This window comes from Clostridioides sp. ZZV14-6153 (genome assembly GCF_020657855.1).
Taxonomy (GTDB): Bacteria; Bacillota; Clostridia; order Peptostreptococcales; family Peptostreptococcaceae; genus Clostridioides.
Genome location: NZ_JAGWCZ010000001.1, coordinates 372,733 through 397,188 on the forward strand (window position 1 = coordinate 372,733; position 24,456 = coordinate 397,188).

The window sequence follows — 24,456 nt, forward strand, 5'->3', positions numbered from 1 at the left end:
GCTTTTAATTTATGATAAAACATATATTTTGTGATTTAGATGGAACTTTATATGAAAATGGAGCTATAACAAAAGAGGACATAGCAGCAATTGAGGAAATAGAAAAAAGCGGAGTACAGTTTAATGTTGCTACAGGTAGGGTTTTTAAACAAGCTCGTGATATTATTGAAGGGAGCTTAGATATGAATGGCTATTATATATGTGAAAATGGCGCATTTATACATGATAAAGATTATAATGTGATTTTTAAGCAAACTATAGATGATAAATTAGTAAAAAAAGTTATTGATAGATTTGAATCAACTGATGCACAATTGTATTTTAAATATAAAGGAGATGTAATTGTAGATAGTGATACGACAGCTTTTAGACATTATTCTAGTGATTTTATAGTGGACCCTGATTTTGAGAAAAGAGATAGTTTTGATAATCTTATAGGTAATATTGGTATATGCTCTGAAAATTTAGAAGAGTTGTCTAGAATAGAGTTATATTTAAAACGTGAGTTTAGGGAAGTGTTGGAAATATATTTTTCTAGTACTTATACTTTAAACATAGTTCCTAAAAGTGTATCAAAAAGAGGTAGTATAGAACATGTAATAAAAACTCTGAATGTAAATCCAGATGAAGTTGCTACTATTGGAGATTCTCCAAATGATATTTGTATGTTAGAAGGTTTTAAATACAGTTTTGTAATGTCAAAGGCAAGAGAAGAAGTAAAACAAAGTGCAAATTATGTAGTAGATAGTGTAAAAAGTGCTATAGATGCTATAATAAAAATAAATAATTAGATATAAGATTGATGTTAAGTAATAAAAAACTAGTAAGTTATTTTTGTATGTTGATTTACTAAGTAATAAATTTTATAAGGTATTACCTATTCAGTATAAAAAATGACTGTTCAAGAGAATTATAAAACTAGATTTTATATTCTGTAGAGCAGTCATTTTGATTGTATTAATTGTCAGTTTAAAATTCTTAAGTTAACCACAATTTGCTATATGGTATGATTTTATTGTATTAGCTAAAATAGAATCTAATATATAATTTATAACACTATTGCAAGTATATGCTGAAAATTTTAAATCATTCATATAGTCGCTTTTATTTTTGTATTCATTGTAAAGTTTAACAAAAAATTTTTCAAATCCGTTATTTATAGTACTACCTTTAATTTTAGATAAATCAACATCCTTTGCAAATGCTCCAAGTTCTCTTTCATAAGTGACATGTTTGTTCAAACTATGCTTAAATTCCCAGCGTTCACTATGAGCTAAGCAGAAAAAATCGCATAAAAAGTGGCAGATAACACCAAGCTCTTGACTAAGTCTACTTACTGAAAAATATTTAGAAACGCTGTCTATAGTAAGACTGCACAGATATTTTATTTTAGAAGCAACCATATTAAATGATTCATCCATATAATGTTTTTTTAATTTGTATTTAGAAAAAGCATCTGGTTTTATATTACCATATATAAAATTTTTTTCGCTTATAAAGAATGTTTTATTTTCATCTATATTATTAAGTATCGATTTTGCCATAATAAAATGGGTATTCATTAACATATTTACACCTCGTATAGTTTATTAGACTTATTAAATATATTATTATGATATGATATTTATGATAAAAGTTTAATGGTAAATATATGAAATTAAGTCAATCACATTTATTTAAATAATTTCAACCATATTCATAATACCAGTAATTGGCGAAATTTACAATATGTAAATAATGTTAAGTTTTTATTTATCAAATTTAAAATTAAGTATTAGTATACTTTCTAATCAGTCTATTAGCTTTAGATTGGGAAATTTCAAGGAGTCTAGCTACTTTATAAGAACTGCCCAATTTTTCATAAGCATCTAAAATTACATTTTTTTCATACTCCATAATTAAAGTGTTAAAGTTTTTGTTTTTATAATCAATAGGTAGAGAATTATCTACGTCAGTTGTATATGTTGGAAAATTATTTCCACTATTGACAGTATTTACATTTTTAGTGAGTATATTTGGTAAATCGTCTGTTGTTATATGATTATCTCTACAAGTAAGTAAGATTTTTTGAATTATATTCTGTAACTCTCTTATATTACCTGGAAATCTGTAGTTTGCAATAATATTTATAGCTTCTTTTGAAATTGTCTTGTTTAGATTAAAGTCACTTGAATATCTATTAAAATAATATTTTATAATCTCTACTAAATTATCTTTTCTTTCTCTAAGTGGAGGGAGTTTTATTTCTATAACATTTAATCTATAATATAAATCTTCTCTAAATTTTTTTTCTTTTACTTTAGAAATTAAGTCAGCATTTGTAGCAGATATAATTCTTATGTCAACTTTTTTATTTTTTAAACTTCCAACAGGAGTAAAAGTCCTATCTTGTATCAATTGTAAAAATTTTGCCTGTAGATTTTGTGGTATATCACCTATTTCGTCTAAAAAAAGAGTTCCTCCATTAGCCAATTCTACAAGACCAACTTTACCTTTGGTACTTGCACCTGTAAAAGCACCTGAAGTATATCCAAAAAGTTCAGATTCAAGTAGTTGTGGAGATATGGTTGCACAGTTTATAGTTATAAATGGACCGCTTGCCCTGTTGCTGTTGTGATGTATATATCTAGCAAGTGAACTCTTTCCTATTCCAGATTCTCCTAATAATAGTACACTTACATCAGTTTTAGAAACATGGTTGACTGTATTCATAATAGGTCTCATGACTACACCATCCATAATTACTGTGTCTTCAATCCTAAGAGCTGTTCTATATAGTGTTTCCACCTCAGATTTGTATTTTTTCACTTGTTTTTTTGTGTCTTCAAGTTTATTTTTTATATTATTAAGTTCAGTTATATCTCTACAATTTTCAACAGTGAATTCTAGCTCGCCGTTTTCATCAAATACAGGGCTTGCAGTTATAATAAGTTTTTTTCCTGTTTGAGTATCTTGTTCAAGTGAAAATTTAGACTTTGTTCTCAATACCACTGGTATGGGGCTTTTTGTTGAATATCCAGATTCTTCTAAGAAAGAAACGTTTTTCCCTAAAATATCCTCTTTTTTTAGACCATAATTTTCTTCAAATGCCTTATTACAATATATTATTATACCTTTATCATCAGATGCACATATTTCATCATGAGAAGCCTCTAATATTTTTTTATAAAACTCTAAATCTAAATTCATTTTCCCTATTTCCCCCCTAAATTTTTAATGATATATTAAAATAGGTTTAATTTATTAAATATAATTAAAAGTATAATCTTTATATAATACATAAATTTCAGTCTATTTTAACTTTAAATAAGTTATATATAACTTATTTTACAGTTAAAACGAGTCTAAATCAACTTAAAATATACTTGAAATTACTATAGAAAAGTTGAAAAACTAGTAATATTGTTGCAAATTCTAAGTTTTTAGTGTCGATATAAATAAAATAAAAGTGGCATGTTTTTTGCTTGATAAAAATGATGTGTATTGACTAAATAATAGTAGAGGGGTATTTAAGATGGGAGAAAAAAGTAAAGGGTATGTATTTATAGCAACAGCAGGAATCTTATGGGCTACACTTGGGTTGTTTGGAAAGTTTTTGATGGGAAATGGGCTGACATCAGAACAAGTAGCATTTACAAGATTATTTTTTGGATTTATAGTTTTAGGTGTTTATTCAGCTATAAGAACACCACATATTTTAAAAATAAACAAAAAAGGAATTATTTATTCAGTAATAATAGGAATTATATGTCAAGCTATGTTTAATTTATGTTACTTTAAAGCTATTGATACTGTAGGTGTATCTGTATCAGCAGTTTTATTGTATACATCGCCATTGTTTTTAGCTGTATTTTCAAAATTTTTTTATAAAGAGAGTATTACTAAAAGTAAAATATTTTCGCTGATTTTTTGCTTTATTGGTGCTATTATGGCAGTAACTGGTGGAAGTTTGAATTTTCAAAACTTAAGTACTATGGGCTTATTACTTGGAATATTATCTGCAATAGCGTATGCACTTATGCCAACTATTAGTAAGAATGCTTTAAAGGAATTTTCAAGTTCAACAATATTAGTTTACAGCTTTTTATTTGGAGCGATATTTATGATTCCTTCTGCTAGACCATGGGAAATATTAAATTATGCTAAAGATTTAAATATTTTATCTTGTATGTTGATGTTAGGAGTTGTTCCAGCAGCACTTGCATATATTTTTTATGCAGCAGGTATATCTAAAGGTGTAGAGCTATCTGTTGCAGGTGTTGTAGCATCAGTAGAATTAGTTGGTTCTGTTATAATTGGAGGCACTATGTTAGGAGAAAATTTTTCTATAGGAAAGCTGTTTGGAGTGATGCTAATGTTGATATCAGCTGTAATAGCACTTAATCTTTCTTATGATGGAATAAAAATGTTTTATAAGTCTAATAAATTAAAACAAACTGAAAAAACAGAAAGTATTTAAGACTATATATTTTGCCCTTGTACATTTGTATAGGAGTATTTTTTATTGTAATTTTTAATATGAAATTTGATTTGTGAACAATAAAATAACTATAGAATAAAATAACTATAGATATATTTATATTTTCTATAAATATATCTATAGTTATTATGTTATCTTTAATCACTATTTAATATGTTAATCATTATTTAATCTTGAATAAATTTACATCCCTGATAGGACTTTCGAGATTTTAATGTATCATCAATTTGATTTAAAATCTCCCATTTTTTTAAACTCCATAAAGGTCCAACAAGTTCATCTCTTTTACCATCACCAGTAAGTCTATGAATTATCATAGTTTCAGGTAATATTTCTAGTTGGTCACAAACAAGATTAATGTATTCATCTTGGCTCATAAGAGTTAACATCCCATTTTGAAGCATTTTCTCCATCGGAGTATCTTTTATAACATGTAATAGATGTATTTTTATACCATCTACATTCATTTTGCCGACTGCCTTAGCAGTTTCCATCATCATATTATAATCTTCACCAGGTAGACCATTTATAATGTGTACAACTACTTTTATATTTTTAGCCTTTAATTTTTCAACACCTTCAACAAATGCTTTATAATCATGTCCTCTATTTATAATTTTAGATGTAGAATCATGAATTGTCTGAAGTCCAAGTTCAACCCATAGATTAGTTCTTTCATTAAGTTCGGATAGATAATCGACTACATCATCTGGCAAACAGTCAGGCCTTGTTGAGATTGAAAGACCTATAACATCATCAAGAGATAGTATAGTTTCATATTTCTCTTTTAAAATCTCAAGAGGTGCATAAGTATTTGTATAAGCTTGAAAATAGCCAATATATTTAGCATGAGGCCATTTTTTTAACATCATTTCTCTTATATTATAAAATTGATTAATAAGATTATCCTTAGGATTTCCAGCAAAGTCGCCTGAACCTTCTTTACTGCAATAAGTACAACCACCATAGCCAATACTTCCGTCAATATTTGGGCAAGTAAATCCTGCATTTATTGATACTTTAAAGACTTTTTCTCCAAATGTATTTCTAAGGTAGTAATTCCAAGTATGATATCTTTTATTATCAAAAGCATATTTAAATTTATCCAAAGTAATCACCTATTTCTAATAAAATTGTACATTAAATTTGTACAAAAAACATATTACCACAAATAGGTGACTTAAACAAATTCTATTTTAAGTAAGGCAAAATAAAGCAATAAAATAATTAATATTTTCTAGATTTGTTTCCAGAAAAAAATAGAGCAAGTCCAAATAATATTATGAAAAATGACATTATTGAGACTATAAATCTAGATAAAAATAGTGGTGACAATATAAGGCATATACCAAATAAAGTTTTAACTATATTCCAAGTTGTAAACTTAGAATATGGATTATTTTTACTATTTACAAATACTACAAGCTGATTAAAAATTAAATAAAATCCCAAAAGTAATGAGAAAATACTTTGTATTTTTTGAGGAAATACAAAAAGTAGTATACATGTAACTATTAGAATCCATTGAACATTGGTAGATGGTTTAATCTCTTCTTTAGTAGCATATCTTTTTAACTCATTGATGTTTTTAAGATTTAAATATGCAAAGAATAAAAGTGCAACCCCAAAAGTCCAAGAGATTAATTTTATACCTAGAGTCTTAAACGTAAGGCACAAGAATCCCAATATAACAAGTAACACTCCCATTATCATAAATTTAGTAGCATTTTCTTTTTTATTAAAGTTATCAAAATTGATATTAAAATTTGTATACATAAAATCACCTCCAAAATCAATAGAACAATTATAACAGAAATTTATATTCAAATAAAGCCACATAGTATAAAAATAAAACTCTACTTAGTAATTAATTAATAGGTTGTATCATAAACTCTTATTAATAGAATTATACAGGAGGAGGTTTGTCCATGACAAAATTATGGGCAATAATATTTGCATTATTGGCAGGTGGGTCTACTGCTCTTGAAGCTTTTATAAATGGAGAACTAGGTAAGAGTACAACAGCATTGGTTGCCACCTTTATAAGTTTGACTGTAGGAGCAATATTTTTTTTAGCAAGCATAATAGTTGCTGGGGATTTAAAATGTTTAGTATCTTTAAATGATTTTAATTATAAGTTATTGTTAGGAGGAGTATTTGGAGGGCTAATAATATATTTTACAGTAAAAGCAATTCCAAACTTAGGGGTATCAAATACACTTATATTAACACTTGTGTCTCAGGTTCTAATCGGTTTTTTTATTGATAGCGTGATTTTGGGACAAGAAACAATGCATTTATACAAATACATAGGGGTTATACTTTTAATTTTAGGTACATTCTTTATAGTAAACTAATGATTTAAAATACCATATAATTTGCTATATAACTTAAAAATTTGGTATAATTAGGATAGCAAGTAAAGTTAAAAGAAAGAGGTGTTAGGAATGGCTGATGAAAAATTTGTAATGTCATTTAGTGGTGGTAAAGATAGTATATTAGCATTAAATAGAATGTTGGAAAAAGGATATAAGCCTGTGGCACTCTTGACAACTATAAGTGAAGAACATGGAAAATCATGGACTCATAACTTAGAGCATAAGATGCTTAAACAAGTAAGTGATAGTATCGGACTACCTCTGTTAGTTGCTGAATGTGGAGTAGAAGGGTATGAAGAGAGTTTTGAGAGAGCTTTAATAAAAGCTAAAAACATGGGAGCAACAATATGTGCATATGGAGATATAGATATAGAAAGTCACAAAAAATGGGACTCTGACAGATGTGATGCAGTTGGTATGAAGGTAGAACTACCATTGTGGCAAGAAAGCAGAGAGGAATTGGTATATGAATTTATAGATAGTGGATTTTGTAGTGTCATAACAAAAGTAAACTTAAAGCATTTAGGAGAGGAATTTTTAGGAAAAAAATTAACTAGAGAACTTGTGAAAAAGATAAAAGAAACAGGGTCAGACCCATGTGGAGAGCATGGAGAATATCATACATTTGTAGTAGATGGACCAGTATTTAGAACTCCTGTAGAATATGAAGTAAAAGGAAATGTAATAAAAGATGGTTATGGCTATTTAGAAATAAAATAAGTACATAAATAAAATACCTATTATACAATCTTAATGTATGCAAAGTATCGATATTTGCAAGATTGTATAATAGGTATTCTTTATTTTATATATTATTATTACTTTTGTTTAAGCTATTTTTTTTAGACTAGAATCTAGTGTAGAAAAATTCTTTTTTAGGAAAATCATTGATGCAATAAGACATATAAATTCAGAAACAATAGTAGTCATCCATATTCCTTGACCACCAAACATTAGTATCATTACAATTAAACTTAGAGAGACAATTACAAGTCCTCTACCAAGAGATATAACTGTAGAAATTGATGGTTTTTCTACTGAAACAAAGAATCCTGAAATTATTACATTAAATCCAACTAATAAGAATGATATGGAGAATATTTTAAATACACGAACTCCTTCATTGAATAATAGAGTCTCTTCTGGGTGAATAAACAGAGAAACTATTGATTCTGAAAAAGTCATACAGATTGCAAATACAGCTATTGAAGCTATTATTGTAGCTTTTACTCCCATCTTCAATAATTTCTTTACATTATCGATGTTGCCTGCACCATAATAAAAACTAGTAAGTGGTTGCATACCCTGAGTTATACCCATCATAGTCATAAGAACCAATGTGTTTATATAGTTTATAACACTATAATAAATAAGAGCATTTTCTCCTATATATTTAGTAAGGCTCAAGTTAAAAAGTAAAACAACTATACCACAACTTAATTCAGTAGTTGAATCAGGGAAACCTATAAATAGAATTTTTCTAAGTGTCTTAAAATTAACCTTAAATTTAGAAAAATTCAAAGTTGAGTTTTTTCTCAAAAAGTGTATTAAGAAAAAAACAGTAGAAAAAACTTGAGACAAACCAGTCGCAATCCCAGCACCCTTTACGCCCCATCCAAACTCTATTACAAATAAATAATCTAGTATGATGTTTGTAAGGGCTGATATTATAACACCAACAGTAGCCAATATTGGGAATCCATCAGTTTTTATTATAACTTCTAAAGAATAGGAAACTATAAAGAAACCATTAAAAAATATTATTATTCCTAGGTAGTCTTTAACCATACCAATTGTAGATTCTGTGGCACCTAAAAATAGTGCCAATCTATCTAAGTTAAAAAAGGTTACTGCCAATATAATTAATGATAGTATAATTATTGATACTAAGTTAAATGAAAAAACTTCATTTGCAGATTTGATATCTTTTTTGCCCAGATAAATTGCAATTATAGTAGAGGCACCAGTTGAAAATAACAAAGAAACTGCAAATATAAAATTAATAAAAGGCATAGATATATTAACAGCAGCTAAGGCTAATTCTCCAACTCCTTTACTTACAAATATTCCATCAACCATTGTATACAATGAGAAAACCCACATTGCAACTACAGATGGAGCTAAGTATTTAAAAAACCTCTTGCCCAAACTTATGTTTTCGTCTATAGATATTTTTGTATCCATTTATTATCACTCCTTGTAAAGCTATTATAAAAATTATGAAACTATTAATTAATAATTTTATTTATTACTAATATAGATGATAAACTATGGTATAGTACCAATGTCAACAGCAAATAATAAATAATAGTAATTTCAAAGGTTTTATAAAAGTAAAAGGAGATGATTCAAATTTTCATTTTGAGATAATCCCTTTTTGTTATTTGAGATTATTATAATTATAATATCATTTTCAAAAAAATAATAAAAAAATATAATTATAATAGAATAGTTTATAATGTAATATTGTAATAAAAATAGTTAGGTTATATTAATATGGAATATACTAAATAAGTATATTATTCACATATTCTGTAACAATTTTTACCACTTGCTTTTGCTAAATACAAAGCTTCATCTGCTTTAGAAAATAAGTTTTTATATGATTTACTTGAATCTGTAGCAAAAGCAATGCCAATACTCAATGTTATTTGATGATTGTTTTTTGCTTTTACTTTACTTACATCAGTTAAAATATCATTAATGCTTTTTATTACAGAATCATTTGATAGCGATTTCATAAATATCATAAACTCATCTCCGCCGATACGAGCAACTATATCCTTATCATCTGTATTTTGCATTAATATTTTTGAAACAGCAACTAAAACTTCATTTCCTTCTAAATGTCCAAAAGTATCATTTACAGTTTTAAAGTCATCAATGTCAATAACCATTAAAGCTTCACTATTTTTTTGTTCAGTATTGATGAGATACTCATCTATAAAATTTTCTGATGCTTTTTGATTATAAAGCTGTGTTAATGGATCTCGTTGAGTTTGAGCAATTAATTTTTCTAATTTAGATTTATCTTCAGTTATATCTTTCAAAACACCAATTGTTTTGATTGGATTATGATCACCATCATAGATAACTGAACATTGAACACGAATCCATCTCCACTCATCTTTAATTAATGATTCTAACTTTCGTATTTCAATTGTTTCACGAAGGTTTCCACGAAGTACTTCTAATAATTTACCAATATCATCAAGATGAATACTTTTCCCATCTTTTAATATGTTGGAATAATTTCTTGTTTCAAAATTTTCTAGTTCAATTTTTCGGTCTATTTCAACTCGTTGATATCTTACAAAATTATCATTTTCAATATCATATTCAAACATAATATCTGTAATATTTTGTAAAGCAATACGATATCGTTCTCTTTCTAACTTTAATTCAGATTCTATATTTTTTAGTTGGGTGATATCTGTAATAATGCTATTAATTTTTACAATACCATCACTATTTAATGATTTCATTCCAGAATCTAATACCCACATTAATGTTCCATCTTTTTTACGTATTCTATATTCAGATGAATAGGTAGAGCCTTTTGCAAAACATCGTTCACAATCTTCTAGTGCTTTAGGTAAATCTGGTGGGTATACAGCACCTACTGCAGAGCCACCACTCATTTCCATAAACTCATCATATGTATATCCTAATATTTTAGGTAATCCCTCATTGACATAGAAAAATGAATATGTATCATCATCATTGCTTCCTTTTAATCCACCATTGATATTATTGGTAATCATTTCAATTACTTCTGTCTTTTCCTTTAGTAATCTTTGCAAATAATCATAACTTTGTGTTCCTATTTTATTAGGGAAGAATTCATCAACTTGCATTTCACTGTATGGGTTTGATATGTGCATATGTCTCACCAATAATTGTCCATTGTTTTCAATTATTTCAAATGTACAACGCTGACATACCTCTAAAATCATTTGGTCATTTTCTTTAGTACGAATAGTATATTTTCCTACTACGATACATCTATATTTATCTTCACTTACAACTTCAAATGTTTCATTATTCATATCACAAGAAGGAACTTCATTTTGACCAGCATAAAAATAGTCTTTTATTTCATTAAAAGAAGTGAGAAATTCTTGTTCTCCTGGACCAATCCAAGTAATATCTTTTGACATATATCTTAATACCTCATTAATATCTCGATTTACATAAAAACTCATTAAAATATGTCTTACCAATTCTGGTGCTTTTTTTGAGAGTGTGCTCATGATATTCTCCTTTCTTACTATTATATAAATTAATTATATTATATATTAATACTTTTAAATTAGAAAACTTTGTTGAACTATGACCTTTTTATGAAATAAGAAAATTTTATGCAATATTTTAAGTAAAAGTAGGTTTTTTATATAAAAACTTAATTTATCTGTGTTAACTCTGATTTATAGCATCAAATGATTTTATTATAAAAACACAAATAAATTAAAAGTAGTTACTCTAAATAGCTTAGTGCCCTAAAATTAAATTAATTTTATTGCATTATATATTAACTTATAGCACATAGTGGGAATTTTATCATCAATTTGTCGAACGATTGTGATTAATTATATAGTAGAATGCTTGTTATTAATTATACATAAATTGGAGTTTTAATTTAATAAATCTATAAAGGTACTTATAATTTATTTATAGTTGACACATTTAAAATTAAATATCTATTAAATTTTTTATTTTATCAACATCTATATACATACCTTGTGCAATAGACCTTCCATCAATTGCAGAAAGATTACATTGTTTATACATAACTGTAACAATTTGACCATTACGCTTTATAAATCTGTATAAAAAAGGTTCAATCTTATTTGTATCAATCATTTCTAAGCTTTTTTTATAAACGAAGTCTAAATCATCTGGATGAACAATTGCTCTTAAGTTGCCACTCATTTCACCAAAAAATTGTTCTTTTGTATAACCTATAATATCAAACATTTCTTCGTTCATATATGTAATAATCATATCACCAAATAAATCATAGCGAATGATACCTACAGGTAGCATTGAATAAAATTGTGATAAAGTACTACTTTCATCTAGATGAGTATTTGTCATTTTAGGTATTGAATATGATTCAAATTCATTTATATAGCCAGCAGTTTTAATTAAATCTAAATGTATTTTTGTTAAGATTAATTTATTTTTTGAAATAATACAATTTGCACTAAAATAGAAATTACTATAATTTTGACAACCTGTAGTTTCATCAGATAAAACAGCTTCTCCACTAATTAGTAATGAATCTGAACTAACATCATGTGGAGTTATACTTTTATAAAGAATAGAAAATTTTTTACCTTTGATATGTTTTTCAAAGTATTCTATTACCTCAGGAAAAGATGTAAGTTCTTTTTTGTTATAAAAATCAAACCATTTAATATTTTCAATAACATTTGCTCTTAGTTTTTGCATATCTTGCATAATAAAAAATGCATCAAAGATTTTTTCTATTAAAGATTTTCCTATATCAGAATATTCAATAGACATTTTGCCTGAAGTATTTTTTTTAGATAGTAACTTTTCAAATTGCTTACATTCCATAGGTTTTGCATAATAAAAACCTTGAGCAATGTCACAGTTTATGCTTTTGATAAACTCTACTTGTTGTTCTGTTTCAACCCCTTCACACACTGTAAGTATACCAAGAGCTCTTGCAATATTTATTATAGAATATAAAATTGTTGTATTTTTAAAATCGTTTAAGTTATGAGATAAAAATATTTTATCAATTTTTATTACATCAAAAGGAAGGTTTTGTAACATACCAAAAGATGAATATCCAGAGCCAAAATCATCCATTGATACAGAAAAACCAAAAGAACGCAATTCATTTAGTTGTTGAATAATTGTATTTGTATTTTCTATCAATATATTTTCTGTAATTTCAATGCTAAAATTTGATGTAGCTACATTATATTTCTCAGCGATACTTTTTAAAGTGCTTGGAAAATTAGGGCTAAAAAAATGAAGACGAGAAAAATTACAACAAATTGGAACAAACACATCATTGCTATCAATCCATCTTCTTATATTTATACAGTTCTGTTCGAATAAATATAAATCTAATTCTATTATCAATCCAGATTGTTCAAATAAAGGTATAAATTTATCTGGAGTGAGAAGCCCTTTAAGAGGATGTCTCCAGCGTGCAAGTGCTTCACATCCAACTATAGTATTACTTTTTATATTATAAAGTGGTTGATAAAATACCTCAATTTGTTTATCTAATAAAGCGTATGATATTTCTGATAAAAATTCTTTATCATTTTCTAATTTATTATAAAAATTATTATCTTTAAAATCAAATGAAATGTATCTATTCTTACCTTCACTTTTAGCTTTCTTTAAAGCGCTATATACTTGATTTAAAAGTATTAAAGTAGTTATATCTGATTTACCATCCCAAATTGCACTACCAATACTAAATGTAACATTAGAATAGATTTCTTTTTCATTAGGAAGTTGTATTTTTAATTCCCTAGCGCATTTTATAATAGATGTTCCCATATCATCTAATTCTTCCTTCGATACATTTGGGATAGCAATTAAAAATCCTTCTCCTTTTAAATGGCCAACTATTCCTTTAGATTCTGGAACATAATACAATAGTTTTTGAGTAAGATTAATTAATAAATTTTCTCCCACTAGGTATCCATATATATCATTGAATAATTTAAAGTTATCAATATTTAATAACATAATTCCAATAGAAGTATTTTTTGAAATACAATTATCAATATATTGATATATAAATTTTCTATTTGGTATTTTAGTAAAAAAATCTATTTCGTTTGAGACTTTTAATTTACAATTTCTTTTCTCTAAATCTTTAGACAATAGTTCTACTTTTTTATTTAACATTTTTATATAATCATAATTTGGCATAGTATTCCCCCATAAGATACTTTGATTTTTTGATAATAACTGTGTTTATACTAAAAATATTTAAATGTTAATTAATATTTGAACAATATACTGAAATAATATATTAATATCATTAAATTTATAAAGCGATATTTCGGAAATAAAAAATAGTGTATAAAAATATAATGGCATAGGTGTAAATATAAAGTCAAATATATCTTTTAAAAAGCTTAAAGTCAGAAATGTCATAATCAATATTATAATAGAATAATGAACAAAGTATAGATATATTTAGATAGTTAACTAAATACAATTTATTTTTGAAACCTTGTTTTAGAAGATTTTTTAGTATATTCTAAAATAGAATTAGGAAAATAGACGAGTTATTTATTTTTAAGAAAAAATATAATTATGGAGGACTTTATTATATAAATGAAAGATTATTATAAAATAGGAGAAATATCTAAAATATATGGTATAGGTAGAGATTCTTTAATGTACTATGAAGAAATAGGAATTCTAAAACCATTTAGAGATACCAATGGATATAGAATGTATAATATATCTGATATATGGAAATTGAATTTGATAAAAGAATTTAGAAGTTTGAATTTTCCAATGAAAAAGATAAAAGAATATTTAGATGATAGAAGTATAGAATCTACAAAAACTATATTAAATGAAGAACTTGATTTAATTGACAAAAAGATGCTTGAGCTTGTAAGTCACAAGGAAAATATCATAACAAGATTAAGTTCAATTGAAAGTGTGATTCAAAATACTAAAATAGACGAGATAGAAGTTGTATATATAGAAAAAAGGAAAGCCTTAGAATTAAATGCTGATATAGAAAGAGATGAAGATTTTGATTTCTTAATTCAAAAGCTTCAAAAAGAATATGAAGACAGATTTAATATACTTGGAAATAATAATATTGGTTCTGCTTTTTCTATTGAAGCAATCAATAATGGTATCTTTAATGAGTTTAAGTCTGTATTTTGTTTTTTGGAAGATAATGAGGAGATATATAATATAGTTTTTGATGAAGGGTATTATGTAACATTAAATTATACTGGAAGTAACTCCAATAATAAAATATATATGGAAAAAGTATTTAGATTTATAGAAGAAAATAACTATAAAATAAATGCGGCACCAATAGAGATATATAAAATAGATATACATGAAACTGGAATTGTAGATGAATTTGTAACTGAAATTCAAGTTCCTATAACTAAATAGCTAAATTTTAATGGATTAGACAATAAATAATATAAAAAAATGTAAATTTACCACTAATTTGCCACCGTATTATAAAATCGGTGGCAAATTATATTTTAAGACCTTCTAAAATATTTACTGTTTCATTTTTCATTTTATGAGTGACATAAGAGTAAGTCTTAATTATATTTTATATTAGTTAAAGTATAAGTATATAGTGCTTAGATTGAAAATTAGTAATAATTATCTTTATATTTATATCCAGTTAAGAATATATAATTTTGATTTTCGACAACATTTATTATTTGTTTACTATATAATTTAATTAGTAATGTATAAAGAGGGGGATATAGGATGAAAATTAAGGAATTATTAAAAATTAATATCAACATTTATCAGACATAAATCTTATTAGATTAATAGTTATGGATGATAAAGTAGTTAACTTAATGTTTTGGAGGGGAATTTATGTTTGAGAAGTTTAAAGTATTAAAAAGTTGGCAAAAGATATTAATTGTTATTATAGGAATTTTATTATTACCATTAACATTATTATTATTTTCTATTTTATTTTTAGTAAAAAGTATAAATAAAAATAGTAATAAATTAGTAAAAACATTAAAAGTTGTTATAAGCTTATTTGTGGTATTTATACTCTTAATGTTCAATTGGGTATGGTGGGGAGCAACGCTCAAAGTAGCAACAGAACCTAATTTGAATGAGCAACAAGTAATAAAAAGAAAAGAAGAAGAACAGGATATAAAAGACAATGAAGTAAAAGAAAAACAAGAATTAAAAGCAAAAGAAGAAAAAGATAAATTAGAGCAACAAAAGAAAAAAGAGTTAGAAGAAAAGAAAAAACAAGAGGATTTAGAGTTAACTCAGAATGAAAAGGAAAAAGCAGAAAAACTTGCTAAAGAAAATGCTGACAAGTCAACAGAAAACGCTCAAGCTCCAAATCCTAAGACTGAAGAATCAAATCCAACCAACCAAAAAACATCTGAAACTGTATATGCAAATGGAGGAAAATCTAAATCAAATAAATATCATTCTTCTCCTACTGCACATAATATGGAAGGTGCAATTTCAATGAGTAGAGAAGAAGCAGAAGCAAATGGATATGTAGCTTGTAAAACATGTTATTAGTAACAAAGAAATAGACTAGTGTTTAGCTAGTCTATTTTTTATATTATATCTCTAAAGATTCTATAAGAGGATTATCACTAAACAACTTTAACAGATTCGTCTTTTTATATCCTTTAGGTAATTTAGTATAGATAATTACTTCTAGCCAATCTCCATCAATGCGTTTAATATTCATATTTATAATTTCAATTTTAGACTGTTTAAATTTTTCTTCAATATATGAGATTGAATCGGTGCTGTTAGAAATTTTAAGAGAAACCTGTTCTGCTGTAGGGAGTTTCATCCATTTCCTATCTCTATGAAGTAGTATTTGAGTGATAACGATAATAATGCTTGAAACAATACCAAGTAAGTATAATCCACAACCAATTGCAAGACCTGTACCTGCTGTCGCCCATATACCAGCAGCTGTAGTAAGTCCGCTTACTGATTGATTTCTGATAAATATTAATCCTGCTCCTAAAAAACCTATTCCACTGACAACCTGTGCTGCAACTCGAGCAGGGTCTAAACCAATACCTGGAGTACCTACTACATCATCAAATCCATATTTGGAAACAATGATTATAAGTGCTGATCCTAGTGCTACTATAAAATGAGTTCGGATTCCAGCTTCTTTTAGCCTATTCTTTCTTTCATATCCAATCAAAGCTCCACATAAACCAGCAATAATGATTCTTGCTATATATTCAAATTGAATAAGTATATGATTATTCATCTATCTAGCACCCCCTTTTATGTAATATTATATATACTATAACACTACATTTTTTATGTGGATATAGTAACATTTGAAAATTATATGATTGTTGCATCTAAATCTAAAATATGAAAAAGTATTTTATGTATATAAAAATGGTATAAGGGATATATAAGATTATATGATTAAAGAGCAAACTTAAATTAATTAAGATTACTCTTTATAATAGTAAATATTTTTATTTACAATAATTAGACAAAAAAATGTCTGTATTTTTTATATCTGTAAAACTATGTTGTAAGGATGCCATAAATACTTGATGTACAGTTTCAGAAGAAATCTCTTTGTCATCCCAAAATAAATTTTTTGTTGTGCAAGCATCGCTTATAAGAGTAATATCGTATCCAAGTTTCTTTGCTGTCCTTACACTTGTATCAATACACATATGACTCATCATTCCACAAATCACTAATTTATCTATGTTTTTTTCTTCAAGACAACTTTGTAAACACGTTTTAAAAAAACTATCTGGTGTATGTTTAATGATAATTTCTTCATTCTCAAGTGGAAAAACAATTTTATTTATCTTTGAACCATAAGTGTCAGGTAGAAAGAATGATGCAGTTGAACTCATTGATATATGCTGTACATGAATAATTGGTAAGTTATTTTTTCTAAAGAGTGTCAGTATTTTTTTAGCATTTTCAGCAGTTTTTTCTGTATTAAATAATTCACATTTCCCATTTTTAAAATAATCATTTTGAATATCAATTAAAATTAAAGCTATAGACATATTTATACCTCCTTATATGTTTTTATTATAATACTGCTAAATGAAATGTAAATTACTTACTTTTTGGTATGTATAGAACTATTTATTATAACAGATTCCTTTATTGTCTAAAAATTCTTGTTGTCCATGTTCAAGCATATATTCTATACCTATTTCTTGCATTATCTCTACGGCTTGTAACATTTTTTTGCCACGATTAGTAAGAAAATATTCAGTATGTAATGGATATCCAGTTGAACTGATTTTATCAACAATACCAAATTCTCGAAGTTCTTTTAACTGTTGGATTAACATTTTTTGACTTATTCCATCTATACTATGCTCTAAGTCAGAGAATGTTTTATTACATTGTCTCAATTTAAATACAATTATAGTCTTCCATTTTCCTTTAATGATATCATGTACAATTTCAAGAGGGCATGTATATTCATCTCTTATTTTTATAATATATCACCTCCATAAAATGATAATAAATTATATCACTGCTTTTATAATAGGACAAATCTATATGAAGTATATATAAAATTTGTGTTTTATTAAGTTCTAAATTTCTTCTAATATAGTTCACACTTAGTACATAAATAGTTAGTAATATATAAGTAAGTAATATATTTGATACAAATTAAATAATTTAAAAATAATTTATGATAATTTAGAGGAGGAAAATATATGAATATATCAAGAAAAGCTATGAGAATAATAGAATTAGCACAAAGGATTGCAACTAAAAGAGGTATCTCAGTAGAGGAAGCTTGGGATGAGGCATTAAAAGAATATAAACAGAAATACCAACATATTGCATAGAAATTTACAAATATAGTTCAATTTTGTAAAGTAGAAAATATCATATAATCACTGATTGATTTTTCTGAAAAAATTATGAATTTACAAATTTAAATTATTTTAAAAAATTTAGAATATTTAGTAGAAGTTAATAACTTTAAATGATACTATAAATTATAAGGTATATCATTATTAACACAAAAGGAGGATGTACACTTGATTGTAAAAATAGATAATACTTTAGAAAAAAAATTCTGGCAATATGTATCACATGAAGAAAGTTTAAACTTATTTATAATTGGATATGTTGAAAACTATGGATTTAGTTCTGATTCTCAAGAAGTGTGGTCTCAGACAAAAGAAGGAAGTATAACTTCTATAATATTAAAAAATAAATCAACATTTATAATCTATAGTTTAGAAAATAATTTTGATGTAGAAGAAATGGAAAGCCATATAAAAGGATTAGATATAGAAAGTATAAGTGGAAAAAAGTGTGTAATAGATAGACTAGTGAGTATATACAAAGATTTTTATGAAAAATTGGATAATAAATTTTGTATATTAAAGAAAATAAAAGAGTTGGATTTTTCTACTATGAATGAATATAGGATAGAAAAGGCATATGAAAAAGACATTGATGAAGTAGGAAAACTTTTAAATGAATCAGGATATAAGGTAAGTCCAAAATACATAGAAGCAAGAAAAGAATACTTAAAAGAAGGTAATGTAAGAGGATATTTCATAAAAGATAATAATATTATGATTAGTACTGTATCAACTGGTATGGAAACTAGTTTTTTGGCAATGATAGTTTCTGTAAGTACAGACAAAGAGCATAGAAAAAAAGGGCTTGCTAGTTATATGGTGTACAATTTAAGTAAAGAACTATTGTCAGAAGGGAAAATACCATGTCTTTTTTATAATAATGAAATAGCAGGAAAAATATATCATAGTATAGGATATGAAGAGACAAATGAATGGACAATACTTTTTAAATAATTCTAAAAACACAAAACTCCATCAAGAATTAAAGTATTTATAAATAGATTTATTTTTACTATAATTCATGAGGGAGTTTTATTTTAATTAAAATGTTATTTTTTACTGCTTAAATAGTCAAGCGTTTTAAGCTTGTAACCTTCTTTTTCCCAATGTGTAAGTACTTCATCCAATATCTCAGTATTAGTTGAAGAATTTGGATGTAATAGAACTATTGCACCAGGATGTGTTCTAGAGTAAATTTTGTTTTTAGCAAACTCATGAGTAGGTTGTTTCTTTTCATACCAATCTACATAAGCAAAACTCCAAAATATAGATTTATAACCCAAGTCTTGTGTGTATTTTAGAGATTGTTCACTAAATTTACCCATTGGTGGTCTAAAATATTTAGGCATTTCTTTTCCAGTAACATCTTTATATGCTTTTTCTACACTTACAATTTCTTCTTTGAATTTTTCAAAATCTGTAATTCCAGCCATTGATGGATGACTTTTTGAATGATTACAAACCAAATGACCTTCTTTTTCCATACGTTTTATTAAATCTGGATTACTTTTTATATAACTTTCAACTACGAAAAACTGTGCCTTTGCATTGTGTTTTTTTAGTGTATCTAGTAACTTTGGAGTGTTCCCACTTTCATATCCAGCATCAAATGATAAGTATATAACTTTTTCATTAGGGTTTCCTACATAATATGAGTCATATTTCTTAAAAAAATTGGCTTCTTTTATAGGGGAGGGTTGTTTACCATCCTCTCTAGGGTTAAAATACCAATCGTATTCATGTGTATCAAGTGTTGGACTAGAAATTTGAGTTTTTGTTTTATCTAGTGATTTAAAGTTCATACTAGCAATTCCAAAAAGTATTAGAGCAAATGCCCCTATCATAATGTATTTTTTTAGGCTATCTTTTTTCACAATGTCACCTCTTATTTAAAATTTCAAGTAAATCTTTCTTACAATATAGTTTGAATATTTATAGTTAAAAATATTCATATATACAAATAATAAATTAAAGAAGTTTTTTTAAGATATATAAAATAATATTAATTATCTTAAACAAAATACATATAAATGATAAAATATAAGGAGCAATTATTGTGTAGAAGTTAAATTGGTTTAACTTGAAGGGATATAAAAATGGATAATATAATAAGTATATTAAATGATGTTGTTTTTTTAGATATAGAAGTTAGTGGAATAGACTATTTAAATTCAGAAATTTTAGAAGTTGGAGCTGTTAAAATTGAAGATTGGAAAGCTGAGACATATCAATCGTTAATAAAAAATAAAGCTGAAGTGCCTATAGAAGTATTCTCTCTATGTGATAATCTTAAGAAAATTGATTTAGAAGACGCTTTTAATCTAGAAATGGTAGAAGAGGAGTTAAGAAATTTTGTAGGAGATAGTCTGATTATATGTCATGATTTAAGTTTTAAAAGAAAGTTTTTTGAGTACTATATGCCAAAGCTAAAAAATAAATTGATTGATTCAATTGAGTTAGCAGTTATTTTAGAGCCATATCATAAGGATTATAGTTTGGGGTATTTAAAAAGTATTTTAACTAGCGATAAATCTGAGACCAAGAATAGAGCTTTATCAGATGCTATTGATACTATAAATATTGTAAATTCTCTTTTAATAAGATTTAATAATCATGAGAAAGCTAGTCTAGAGCCATTAAGTTTTAAAATAAATTCCTATCTAAATAAGTTTAATCTTGGAAAATGGGAATGGAGTAAATTCTTAGAAGAAGCAAACTATGATTTATTTCATGATGTAAGTATTATAAAAGAACATGAAGAGTTTAATCCAAAAGGAGAAAATGTAAAGGAAAAAGAAACTTTAAAAATTTTACGTGAGCAAGAAAAGAAATATGAAGAATTATTAAAATATAAGCATATCTGGGAAAGTAAAGAAGGATTTACATATGAATATAGACCAGGTCAGTATGAGCTTACTAAGGCAATACGAGAATTGTTTAGAAATAATGAAGATGACGAAAAAATTGCGTGCATAGAGGCACCAACAGGGATAGGAAAAAGTGTTGGATACTTATTGCCAGCTATATTAGAAGCCAGAATTAATAAAAAAAGATTACTAATTTCTACCGATACAAAAGAATTGCAGATACAATTGATAAATAAAGATATTCCAAATGTGTTAAATTCTTTAGGGTTAAATGGTAAAGTAGGTTATGGATATATAAAGGGAAAAAACAACTATATATGTATAGACAGATTAGAAGCATATATAGTAGATTATGAGTCTCAAGAACCTACTAAAGAAGAAATCTTATCTTTAATATTTTTAGAAAGATTAGTTGAAGGTGGCAAATATGGAGATATAGAAGAAATAAACTATTGGGTGTTGGATAACTTCAAGGAAATAAATACTCACTTAAGAAATATAAGTTGTGACCCAAACATGTGTAAACCTAAAAAATGTAAAAAAGATTGTCTATATAAAAATAGGACAGAAGAGTTAAAAGATGAACATATAACAGTAATAAACCACTCTTTACTGGCTAAATGGCCATATAAAGATGAAAAGCCTTTAGAAAACATAATAGTAGATGAGGCTCACAATTTAACTGAAAAAGGATATGATTTTTTTTCAAGTATCATAAATTCAAAGTCTTTAAGATACTTATTGCAAGAAATTTATCCTTATGAATTTATACAAGAGAGTAGTTTTATTTATAAAAAAACTAATAGAAACATGAAGAAAATAAAGGCTTTTGATAAATTCTATCATATATTAAAAATTGAAAGAAAAGATAAACAAAAGATTGCTAGGAGTATAAATCTTATTATTGAAGAAATAGATTCAATATTATCATTTGGTAACTGTAGCGAATATAATAATGTAAGCAATTATAACCTAAGATGGGAATTAAATTTACAAATAGATGAAGTAGCAGGAAAAATAAAAAAAGATGATATAGATGCTGAAGTTAGCTATAGATTATATAGTGAAAAGATAAAACTAAGTTGTGAAAAAATAATAAAAAATTTAGTTTCAATAATAATTGTAATTTATAGGAATATTGATGATGATAGTATAGATAAAGAAGCAGATATATATAAGTTTGGAAAAGCAAAGACAAGAGATTTAGAGGATATAAAAATTGTTTTTGAAATTTTCTTGGAGTATGATGAGAATGACGACTATGCAAGAATAGTTGAAATTGAAAAGAATTATAATGATTTTGAATTTAGAGTAGTTCCATTAAAAATAGCAGATTTGTTTGAAGAAAATATTTTATCGCAGTTAGAGAAAGGAATATTTTTATCAGCAACCTTAAGTTTATCTGAAAACATGTCTTATTTTAAAAATACATTGGGAATAGATAGGGTTAAGAATATAGAAAAAATTATAGAACCAATTTTTGATTATAAGAATATGGTTTCTGTAGTCGCATTTTCTGATATTTGTGAGTATAAAAATACTGAATTTCCAAATGAAATAAGTAAAATTATATCGAATATATCACGCATTACAGAAGGGCATACATTAGCTCTGTTTAATAGTAAAAATAGACAAGAAAAAACTTATGAGATATTAAAAAAATATTTGCATGGTTTAAATTTAGAAATTTATGCTAATAAAAAAGGCGTTAGATATCTTAATGATTTAAATAGAAAGTGTGTAGTACTTGGTTCAAAAGGCTGTTTTGAAGGAGTTGATATTCCAGGCGATGGTTTGGTATGTGTAACTTTGGACAAACTTCCTAATTTAAACCCTAAAGACCCTTTGTATTATACTATAATGAAGAAGTATAATGTAGATTATTATAGTATAAATTATCCGCAGATGACTATAAAAGTAAAGCAAGCTATGGGAAGACTTTTAAGAAGTAAATATGATTATGGATGTTTTGTGATTTTTGATGCTGGCACTAATATAAGCACATTAAAAAGGCTAGAGCAAGATTTGCATGGTTGTAAAATTTTAAAGATGAATAGTAACGACTTCTATACTTATGCAAAACAACACTTAAATAAATCTAGAAGTCTAATACTAAAATCTGTTATATTTGATACTATAAAAGCATTACAGGTCAATACTAAAATAGATAATGATGACGTTGATAAAAATACTATAAAAAAAGATATCAATGAAAATATAAGGCAAAGAGCTGTAAAAGGAGAGGTATATCATATAGATATTGAAAATAAAGATATGAAAGTAAAATATTTCGATAAAAATTATTTGATAAATCTAGATGTATTTATGAGAGAAAAACATAAAAACTAATGGTGGGAGTGATATATTTGGCAAAACAAAAGTTTTATGCTGTGAAAAAGGGCAAAAAAATTGGAATATATGATACATGGGATGAGTGTAAAAAACAAGTAAATGGATTTTCAGGAGCTGAATACAAGAGTTTTGCTACATTACAGGAAGCAAAAGAATATGTTTATGGAGCAACAAAAACAATATTTAAAGAAGATGAAGAATTTATAGAGGCATATGTTGATGGTAGTTATGAGCATTCAATAAAGATGTATGGTTCAGGTGTTGTAATTCTAAAGAGTAATGAAGTCATAAAAACTTATAGTAAAAAGGGAAATGAGCAAATTCTAGTAGGTATGAGAAATGTGGCTGGTGAGATAGAAGCTTCTAAAATTGCAATGCAGTACTGCATTGATAATAATATTCAAAACCTGATTTTATATTTTGATTATGAAGGTATTGAAAAGTGGTGTACTGGAGTTTGGAAAACAAACAAAGAAGGAACTATAGCATATAAAAACTTTTATGATAGTATCAAAACTAAGTTAAATGTCAAATTTATGAAAGTTAAAGCTCATTCTGGAAATAAATACAATGAAGAAGCTGATAAGCTAGCTAAAAAAGCTATTGGTATATAATTAGAAATTAGCATACCGTTAAAAAATTATTGACTTATAACAAAAAAAGCAGGATTGTATTATAATAAGATAAGTTTCTGATTTCAAAATAATTGATATTATTATCAATTAAGTAAAGCTCATTTAATATAATGCAATCTGCTTTTTTATATGGCAAAATTATAAAAT

General features: G+C 26.2%; 21 protein-coding genes. 10 read left to right on the forward strand and 11 right to left on the reverse strand.

Going from position 1 to position 24,456, the window contains the following annotated elements:
- The first annotated feature begins 11 nt into the window (after positions 1-11).
- Positions 12-791 (forward strand): HAD family hydrolase, encoded by a 780-nt coding sequence (locus KGF46_RS01740; protein WP_227827280.1) that lies wholly within the window; start codon positions 12-14, stop codon positions 789-791.
- A 192-nt stretch (positions 792-983) separates the two neighbouring features.
- Here KGF46_RS01740 and KGF46_RS01745 read toward each other — a convergent pair whose 3' ends face one another.
- Both KGF46_RS01745 and KGF46_RS01750 read right to left on the reverse strand, forming a co-directional pair.
- Positions 984-1,568 carry a zinc dependent phospholipase C family protein gene (locus KGF46_RS01745; RefSeq protein ID WP_227827281.1) on the reverse strand — a complete coding sequence of 195 codons (585 nt, stop codon included), beginning with the start codon at positions 1,566-1,568 and terminating at the stop codon, positions 984-986.
- 199 nt (positions 1,569-1,767) lie between these two features.
- Complete coding sequence (locus KGF46_RS01750; RefSeq protein ID WP_227861764.1) at positions 1,768-3,189, reverse strand: sigma 54-interacting transcriptional regulator; 1,422 nt, start codon at positions 3,187-3,189, stop codon at positions 1,768-1,770.
- A 325-nt stretch (positions 3,190-3,514) separates the two neighbouring features.
- On the opposite strand from KGF46_RS01750, the gene KGF46_RS01755 reads away from it, so the two are divergent.
- Positions 3,515-4,459: a DMT family transporter gene (locus KGF46_RS01755; protein WP_227850174.1), complete on the forward strand. Its 945-nt coding sequence runs from the start codon at positions 3,515-3,517 to the stop codon at positions 4,457-4,459.
- Between the two features lie 188 nt (positions 4,460-4,647).
- Here the strand turns inward: KGF46_RS01755 and KGF46_RS01760 are convergent, their stop codons facing one another.
- Both KGF46_RS01760 and KGF46_RS01765 read right to left on the reverse strand, forming a co-directional pair.
- Complete coding sequence (locus KGF46_RS01760; protein WP_227827284.1) at positions 4,648-5,589, reverse strand: TIGR01212 family radical SAM protein; 942 nt, start codon at positions 5,587-5,589, stop codon at positions 4,648-4,650.
- Positions 5,590-5,707: 118 nt separating this feature from the next.
- A complete protein-coding gene (locus tag KGF46_RS01765) occupies positions 5,708-6,256 on the reverse strand; it encodes a DUF308 domain-containing protein (RefSeq protein WP_227827285.1) in 549 nt (182 codons plus the stop codon).
- Between the two features lie 152 nt (positions 6,257-6,408).
- Between KGF46_RS01765 and KGF46_RS01770 the strand changes: the two genes are divergently transcribed.
- A complete protein-coding gene (locus tag KGF46_RS01770) occupies positions 6,409-6,837 on the forward strand; it encodes a DMT family transporter (protein ID WP_227827286.1) in 429 nt (142 codons plus the stop codon).
- Between the two features lie 90 nt (positions 6,838-6,927).
- A complete protein-coding gene (locus tag KGF46_RS01775) occupies positions 6,928-7,578 on the forward strand; it encodes a diphthine--ammonia ligase (protein ID WP_227434322.1) in 651 nt (216 codons plus the stop codon).
- Positions 7,579-7,686: 108 nt separating this feature from the next.
- Here KGF46_RS01775 and KGF46_RS01780 read toward each other — a convergent pair whose 3' ends face one another.
- From KGF46_RS01780 to KGF46_RS01790, 3 genes are all read right to left on the reverse strand, one after another.
- Positions 7,687-9,042 (reverse strand): MATE family efflux transporter, encoded by a 1,356-nt coding sequence (locus KGF46_RS01780; RefSeq protein WP_227839557.1) that lies wholly within the window; start codon positions 9,040-9,042, stop codon positions 7,687-7,689.
- A gap of 335 nt (positions 9,043-9,377) precedes the next feature.
- Positions 9,378-11,111 (reverse strand): sensor domain-containing diguanylate cyclase, encoded by a 1,734-nt coding sequence (locus KGF46_RS01785; protein ID WP_227841934.1) that lies wholly within the window; start codon positions 11,109-11,111, stop codon positions 9,378-9,380.
- Positions 11,112-11,550: 439 nt separating this feature from the next.
- Positions 11,551-13,785, reverse strand: a complete 2,235-nt coding sequence (locus KGF46_RS01790) for an EAL domain-containing protein (RefSeq protein WP_227827290.1) — start codon at positions 13,783-13,785, stop codon at positions 11,551-11,553.
- A 411-nt stretch (positions 13,786-14,196) separates the two neighbouring features.
- Here KGF46_RS01790 and KGF46_RS01795 point away from each other — a divergent pair, with 411 nt between their 5' ends.
- Positions 14,197-15,006 (forward strand): MerR family transcriptional regulator, encoded by an 810-nt coding sequence (locus tag KGF46_RS01795; RefSeq protein ID WP_227827291.1) that lies wholly within the window; start codon positions 14,197-14,199, stop codon positions 15,004-15,006.
- 447 nt (positions 15,007-15,453) lie between these two features.
- Positions 15,454-16,131, forward strand: coding sequence for a hypothetical protein (locus tag KGF46_RS01800; RefSeq protein WP_227850175.1), 678 nt, complete (start codon positions 15,454-15,456; stop codon positions 16,129-16,131).
- Between the two features lie 43 nt (positions 16,132-16,174).
- Here KGF46_RS01800 and KGF46_RS01805 read toward each other — a convergent pair whose 3' ends face one another.
- From KGF46_RS01805 to KGF46_RS01815, 3 genes are all read right to left on the reverse strand, one after another.
- Positions 16,175-16,849: an MgtC/SapB family protein gene (locus tag KGF46_RS01805; protein ID WP_227432770.1), complete on the reverse strand. Its 675-nt coding sequence runs from the start codon at positions 16,847-16,849 to the stop codon at positions 16,175-16,177.
- Between the two features lie 220 nt (positions 16,850-17,069).
- The gene (locus KGF46_RS01810) at positions 17,070-17,624 is read right to left on the reverse strand and encodes a cysteine hydrolase family protein (RefSeq protein ID WP_227850176.1); all 555 of its coding nucleotides are present in this window, start codon (positions 17,622-17,624) and stop codon (positions 17,070-17,072) included.
- Between the two features lie 78 nt (positions 17,625-17,702).
- Complete coding sequence (locus KGF46_RS01815) at positions 17,703-17,981, reverse strand: winged helix-turn-helix transcriptional regulator (protein WP_413926581.1); 279 nt, start codon at positions 17,979-17,981, stop codon at positions 17,703-17,705.
- Positions 17,982-18,293: 312 nt separating this feature from the next.
- On the opposite strand from KGF46_RS01815, the gene KGF46_RS19955 reads away from it, so the two are divergent.
- Positions 18,294-18,428 (forward strand): hypothetical protein, encoded by a 135-nt coding sequence (locus KGF46_RS19955; RefSeq protein WP_255287760.1) that lies wholly within the window; start codon positions 18,294-18,296, stop codon positions 18,426-18,428.
- A 195-nt stretch (positions 18,429-18,623) separates the two neighbouring features.
- Positions 18,624-19,409, forward strand: a complete 786-nt coding sequence (locus tag KGF46_RS01820; RefSeq protein ID WP_227827294.1) for a GNAT family N-acetyltransferase — start codon at positions 18,624-18,626, stop codon at positions 19,407-19,409.
- 95 nt (positions 19,410-19,504) lie between these two features.
- On the opposite strand, the gene pdaA is transcribed toward KGF46_RS01820, so the two are convergent.
- Positions 19,505-20,329, reverse strand: a complete 825-nt coding sequence (gene pdaA, locus KGF46_RS01825; RefSeq protein ID WP_227827295.1) for a delta-lactam-biosynthetic de-N-acetylase — start codon at positions 20,327-20,329, stop codon at positions 19,505-19,507.
- Positions 20,330-20,551: 222 nt separating this feature from the next.
- Here pdaA and KGF46_RS01830 point away from each other — a divergent pair, with 222 nt between their 5' ends.
- A complete protein-coding gene (locus KGF46_RS01830) occupies positions 20,552-23,671 on the forward strand; it encodes a helicase C-terminal domain-containing protein (RefSeq protein ID WP_227827296.1) in 3,120 nt (1,039 codons plus the stop codon).
- 17 nt (positions 23,672-23,688) lie between these two features.
- Entirely contained in the window at positions 23,689-24,288 is a 600-nt protein-coding gene (locus KGF46_RS01835; RefSeq protein WP_227827297.1) for a ribonuclease H family protein, read from the forward strand.
- Positions 24,289-24,456 lie beyond the last annotated feature (168 nt).

Excerpts from the sequence above, each read along its gene's own strand:
- KGF46_RS01780 (WP_227839557.1), bottom strand. The coding sequence starts at position 9,042 with ATGGATACAAAAATATCTATAGACGAAAACATAAGTTTGGGCAAGAGG.
- KGF46_RS19955 (WP_255287760.1), top strand. The coding sequence starts at position 18,294 with ATGAATATATCAAGAAAAGCTATGAGAATAATAGAATTAGCACAAAGG.
- KGF46_RS01795 (WP_227827291.1), top strand. The coding sequence starts at position 14,197 with ATGAAAGATTATTATAAAATAGGAGAAATATCTAAAATATATGGTATA.
- KGF46_RS01770 (WP_227827286.1), top strand. The coding sequence starts at position 6,409 with ATGACAAAATTATGGGCAATAATATTTGCATTATTGGCAGGTGGGTCT.
- KGF46_RS01805 (WP_227432770.1), bottom strand. The coding sequence starts at position 16,849 with ATGAATAATCATATACTTATTCAATTTGAATATATAGCAAGAATCATT.
- KGF46_RS01785 (WP_227841934.1), bottom strand. The coding sequence starts at position 11,111 with ATGAGCACACTCTCAAAAAAAGCACCAGAATTGGTAAGACATATTTTA.
- KGF46_RS01790 (WP_227827290.1), bottom strand. The coding sequence starts at position 13,785 with ATGCCAAATTATGATTATATAAAAATGTTAAATAAAAAAGTAGAACTA.
- KGF46_RS01745 (WP_227827281.1), bottom strand. The coding sequence starts at position 1,568 with ATGTTAATGAATACCCATTTTATTATGGCAAAATCGATACTTAATAAT.
- KGF46_RS01800 (WP_227850175.1), top strand. The coding sequence starts at position 15,454 with ATGTTTGAGAAGTTTAAAGTATTAAAAAGTTGGCAAAAGATATTAATT.
- KGF46_RS01750 (WP_227861764.1), bottom strand. The coding sequence starts at position 3,189 with ATGAATTTAGATTTAGAGTTTTATAAAAAAATATTAGAGGCTTCTCAT.
- KGF46_RS01830 (WP_227827296.1), top strand. The coding sequence starts at position 20,552 with ATGGATAATATAATAAGTATATTAAATGATGTTGTTTTTTTAGATATA.
- KGF46_RS01755 (WP_227850174.1), top strand. The coding sequence starts at position 3,515 with ATGGGAGAAAAAAGTAAAGGGTATGTATTTATAGCAACAGCAGGAATC.
- KGF46_RS01810 (WP_227850176.1), bottom strand. The coding sequence starts at position 17,624 with ATGTCTATAGCTTTAATTTTAATTGATATTCAAAATGATTATTTTAAA.
- KGF46_RS01775 (WP_227434322.1), top strand. The coding sequence starts at position 6,928 with ATGGCTGATGAAAAATTTGTAATGTCATTTAGTGGTGGTAAAGATAGT.
- KGF46_RS01765 (WP_227827285.1), bottom strand. The coding sequence starts at position 6,256 with ATGTATACAAATTTTAATATCAATTTTGATAACTTTAATAAAAAAGAA.
- KGF46_RS01740 (WP_227827280.1), top strand. The coding sequence starts at position 12 with ATGATAAAACATATATTTTGTGATTTAGATGGAACTTTATATGAAAAT.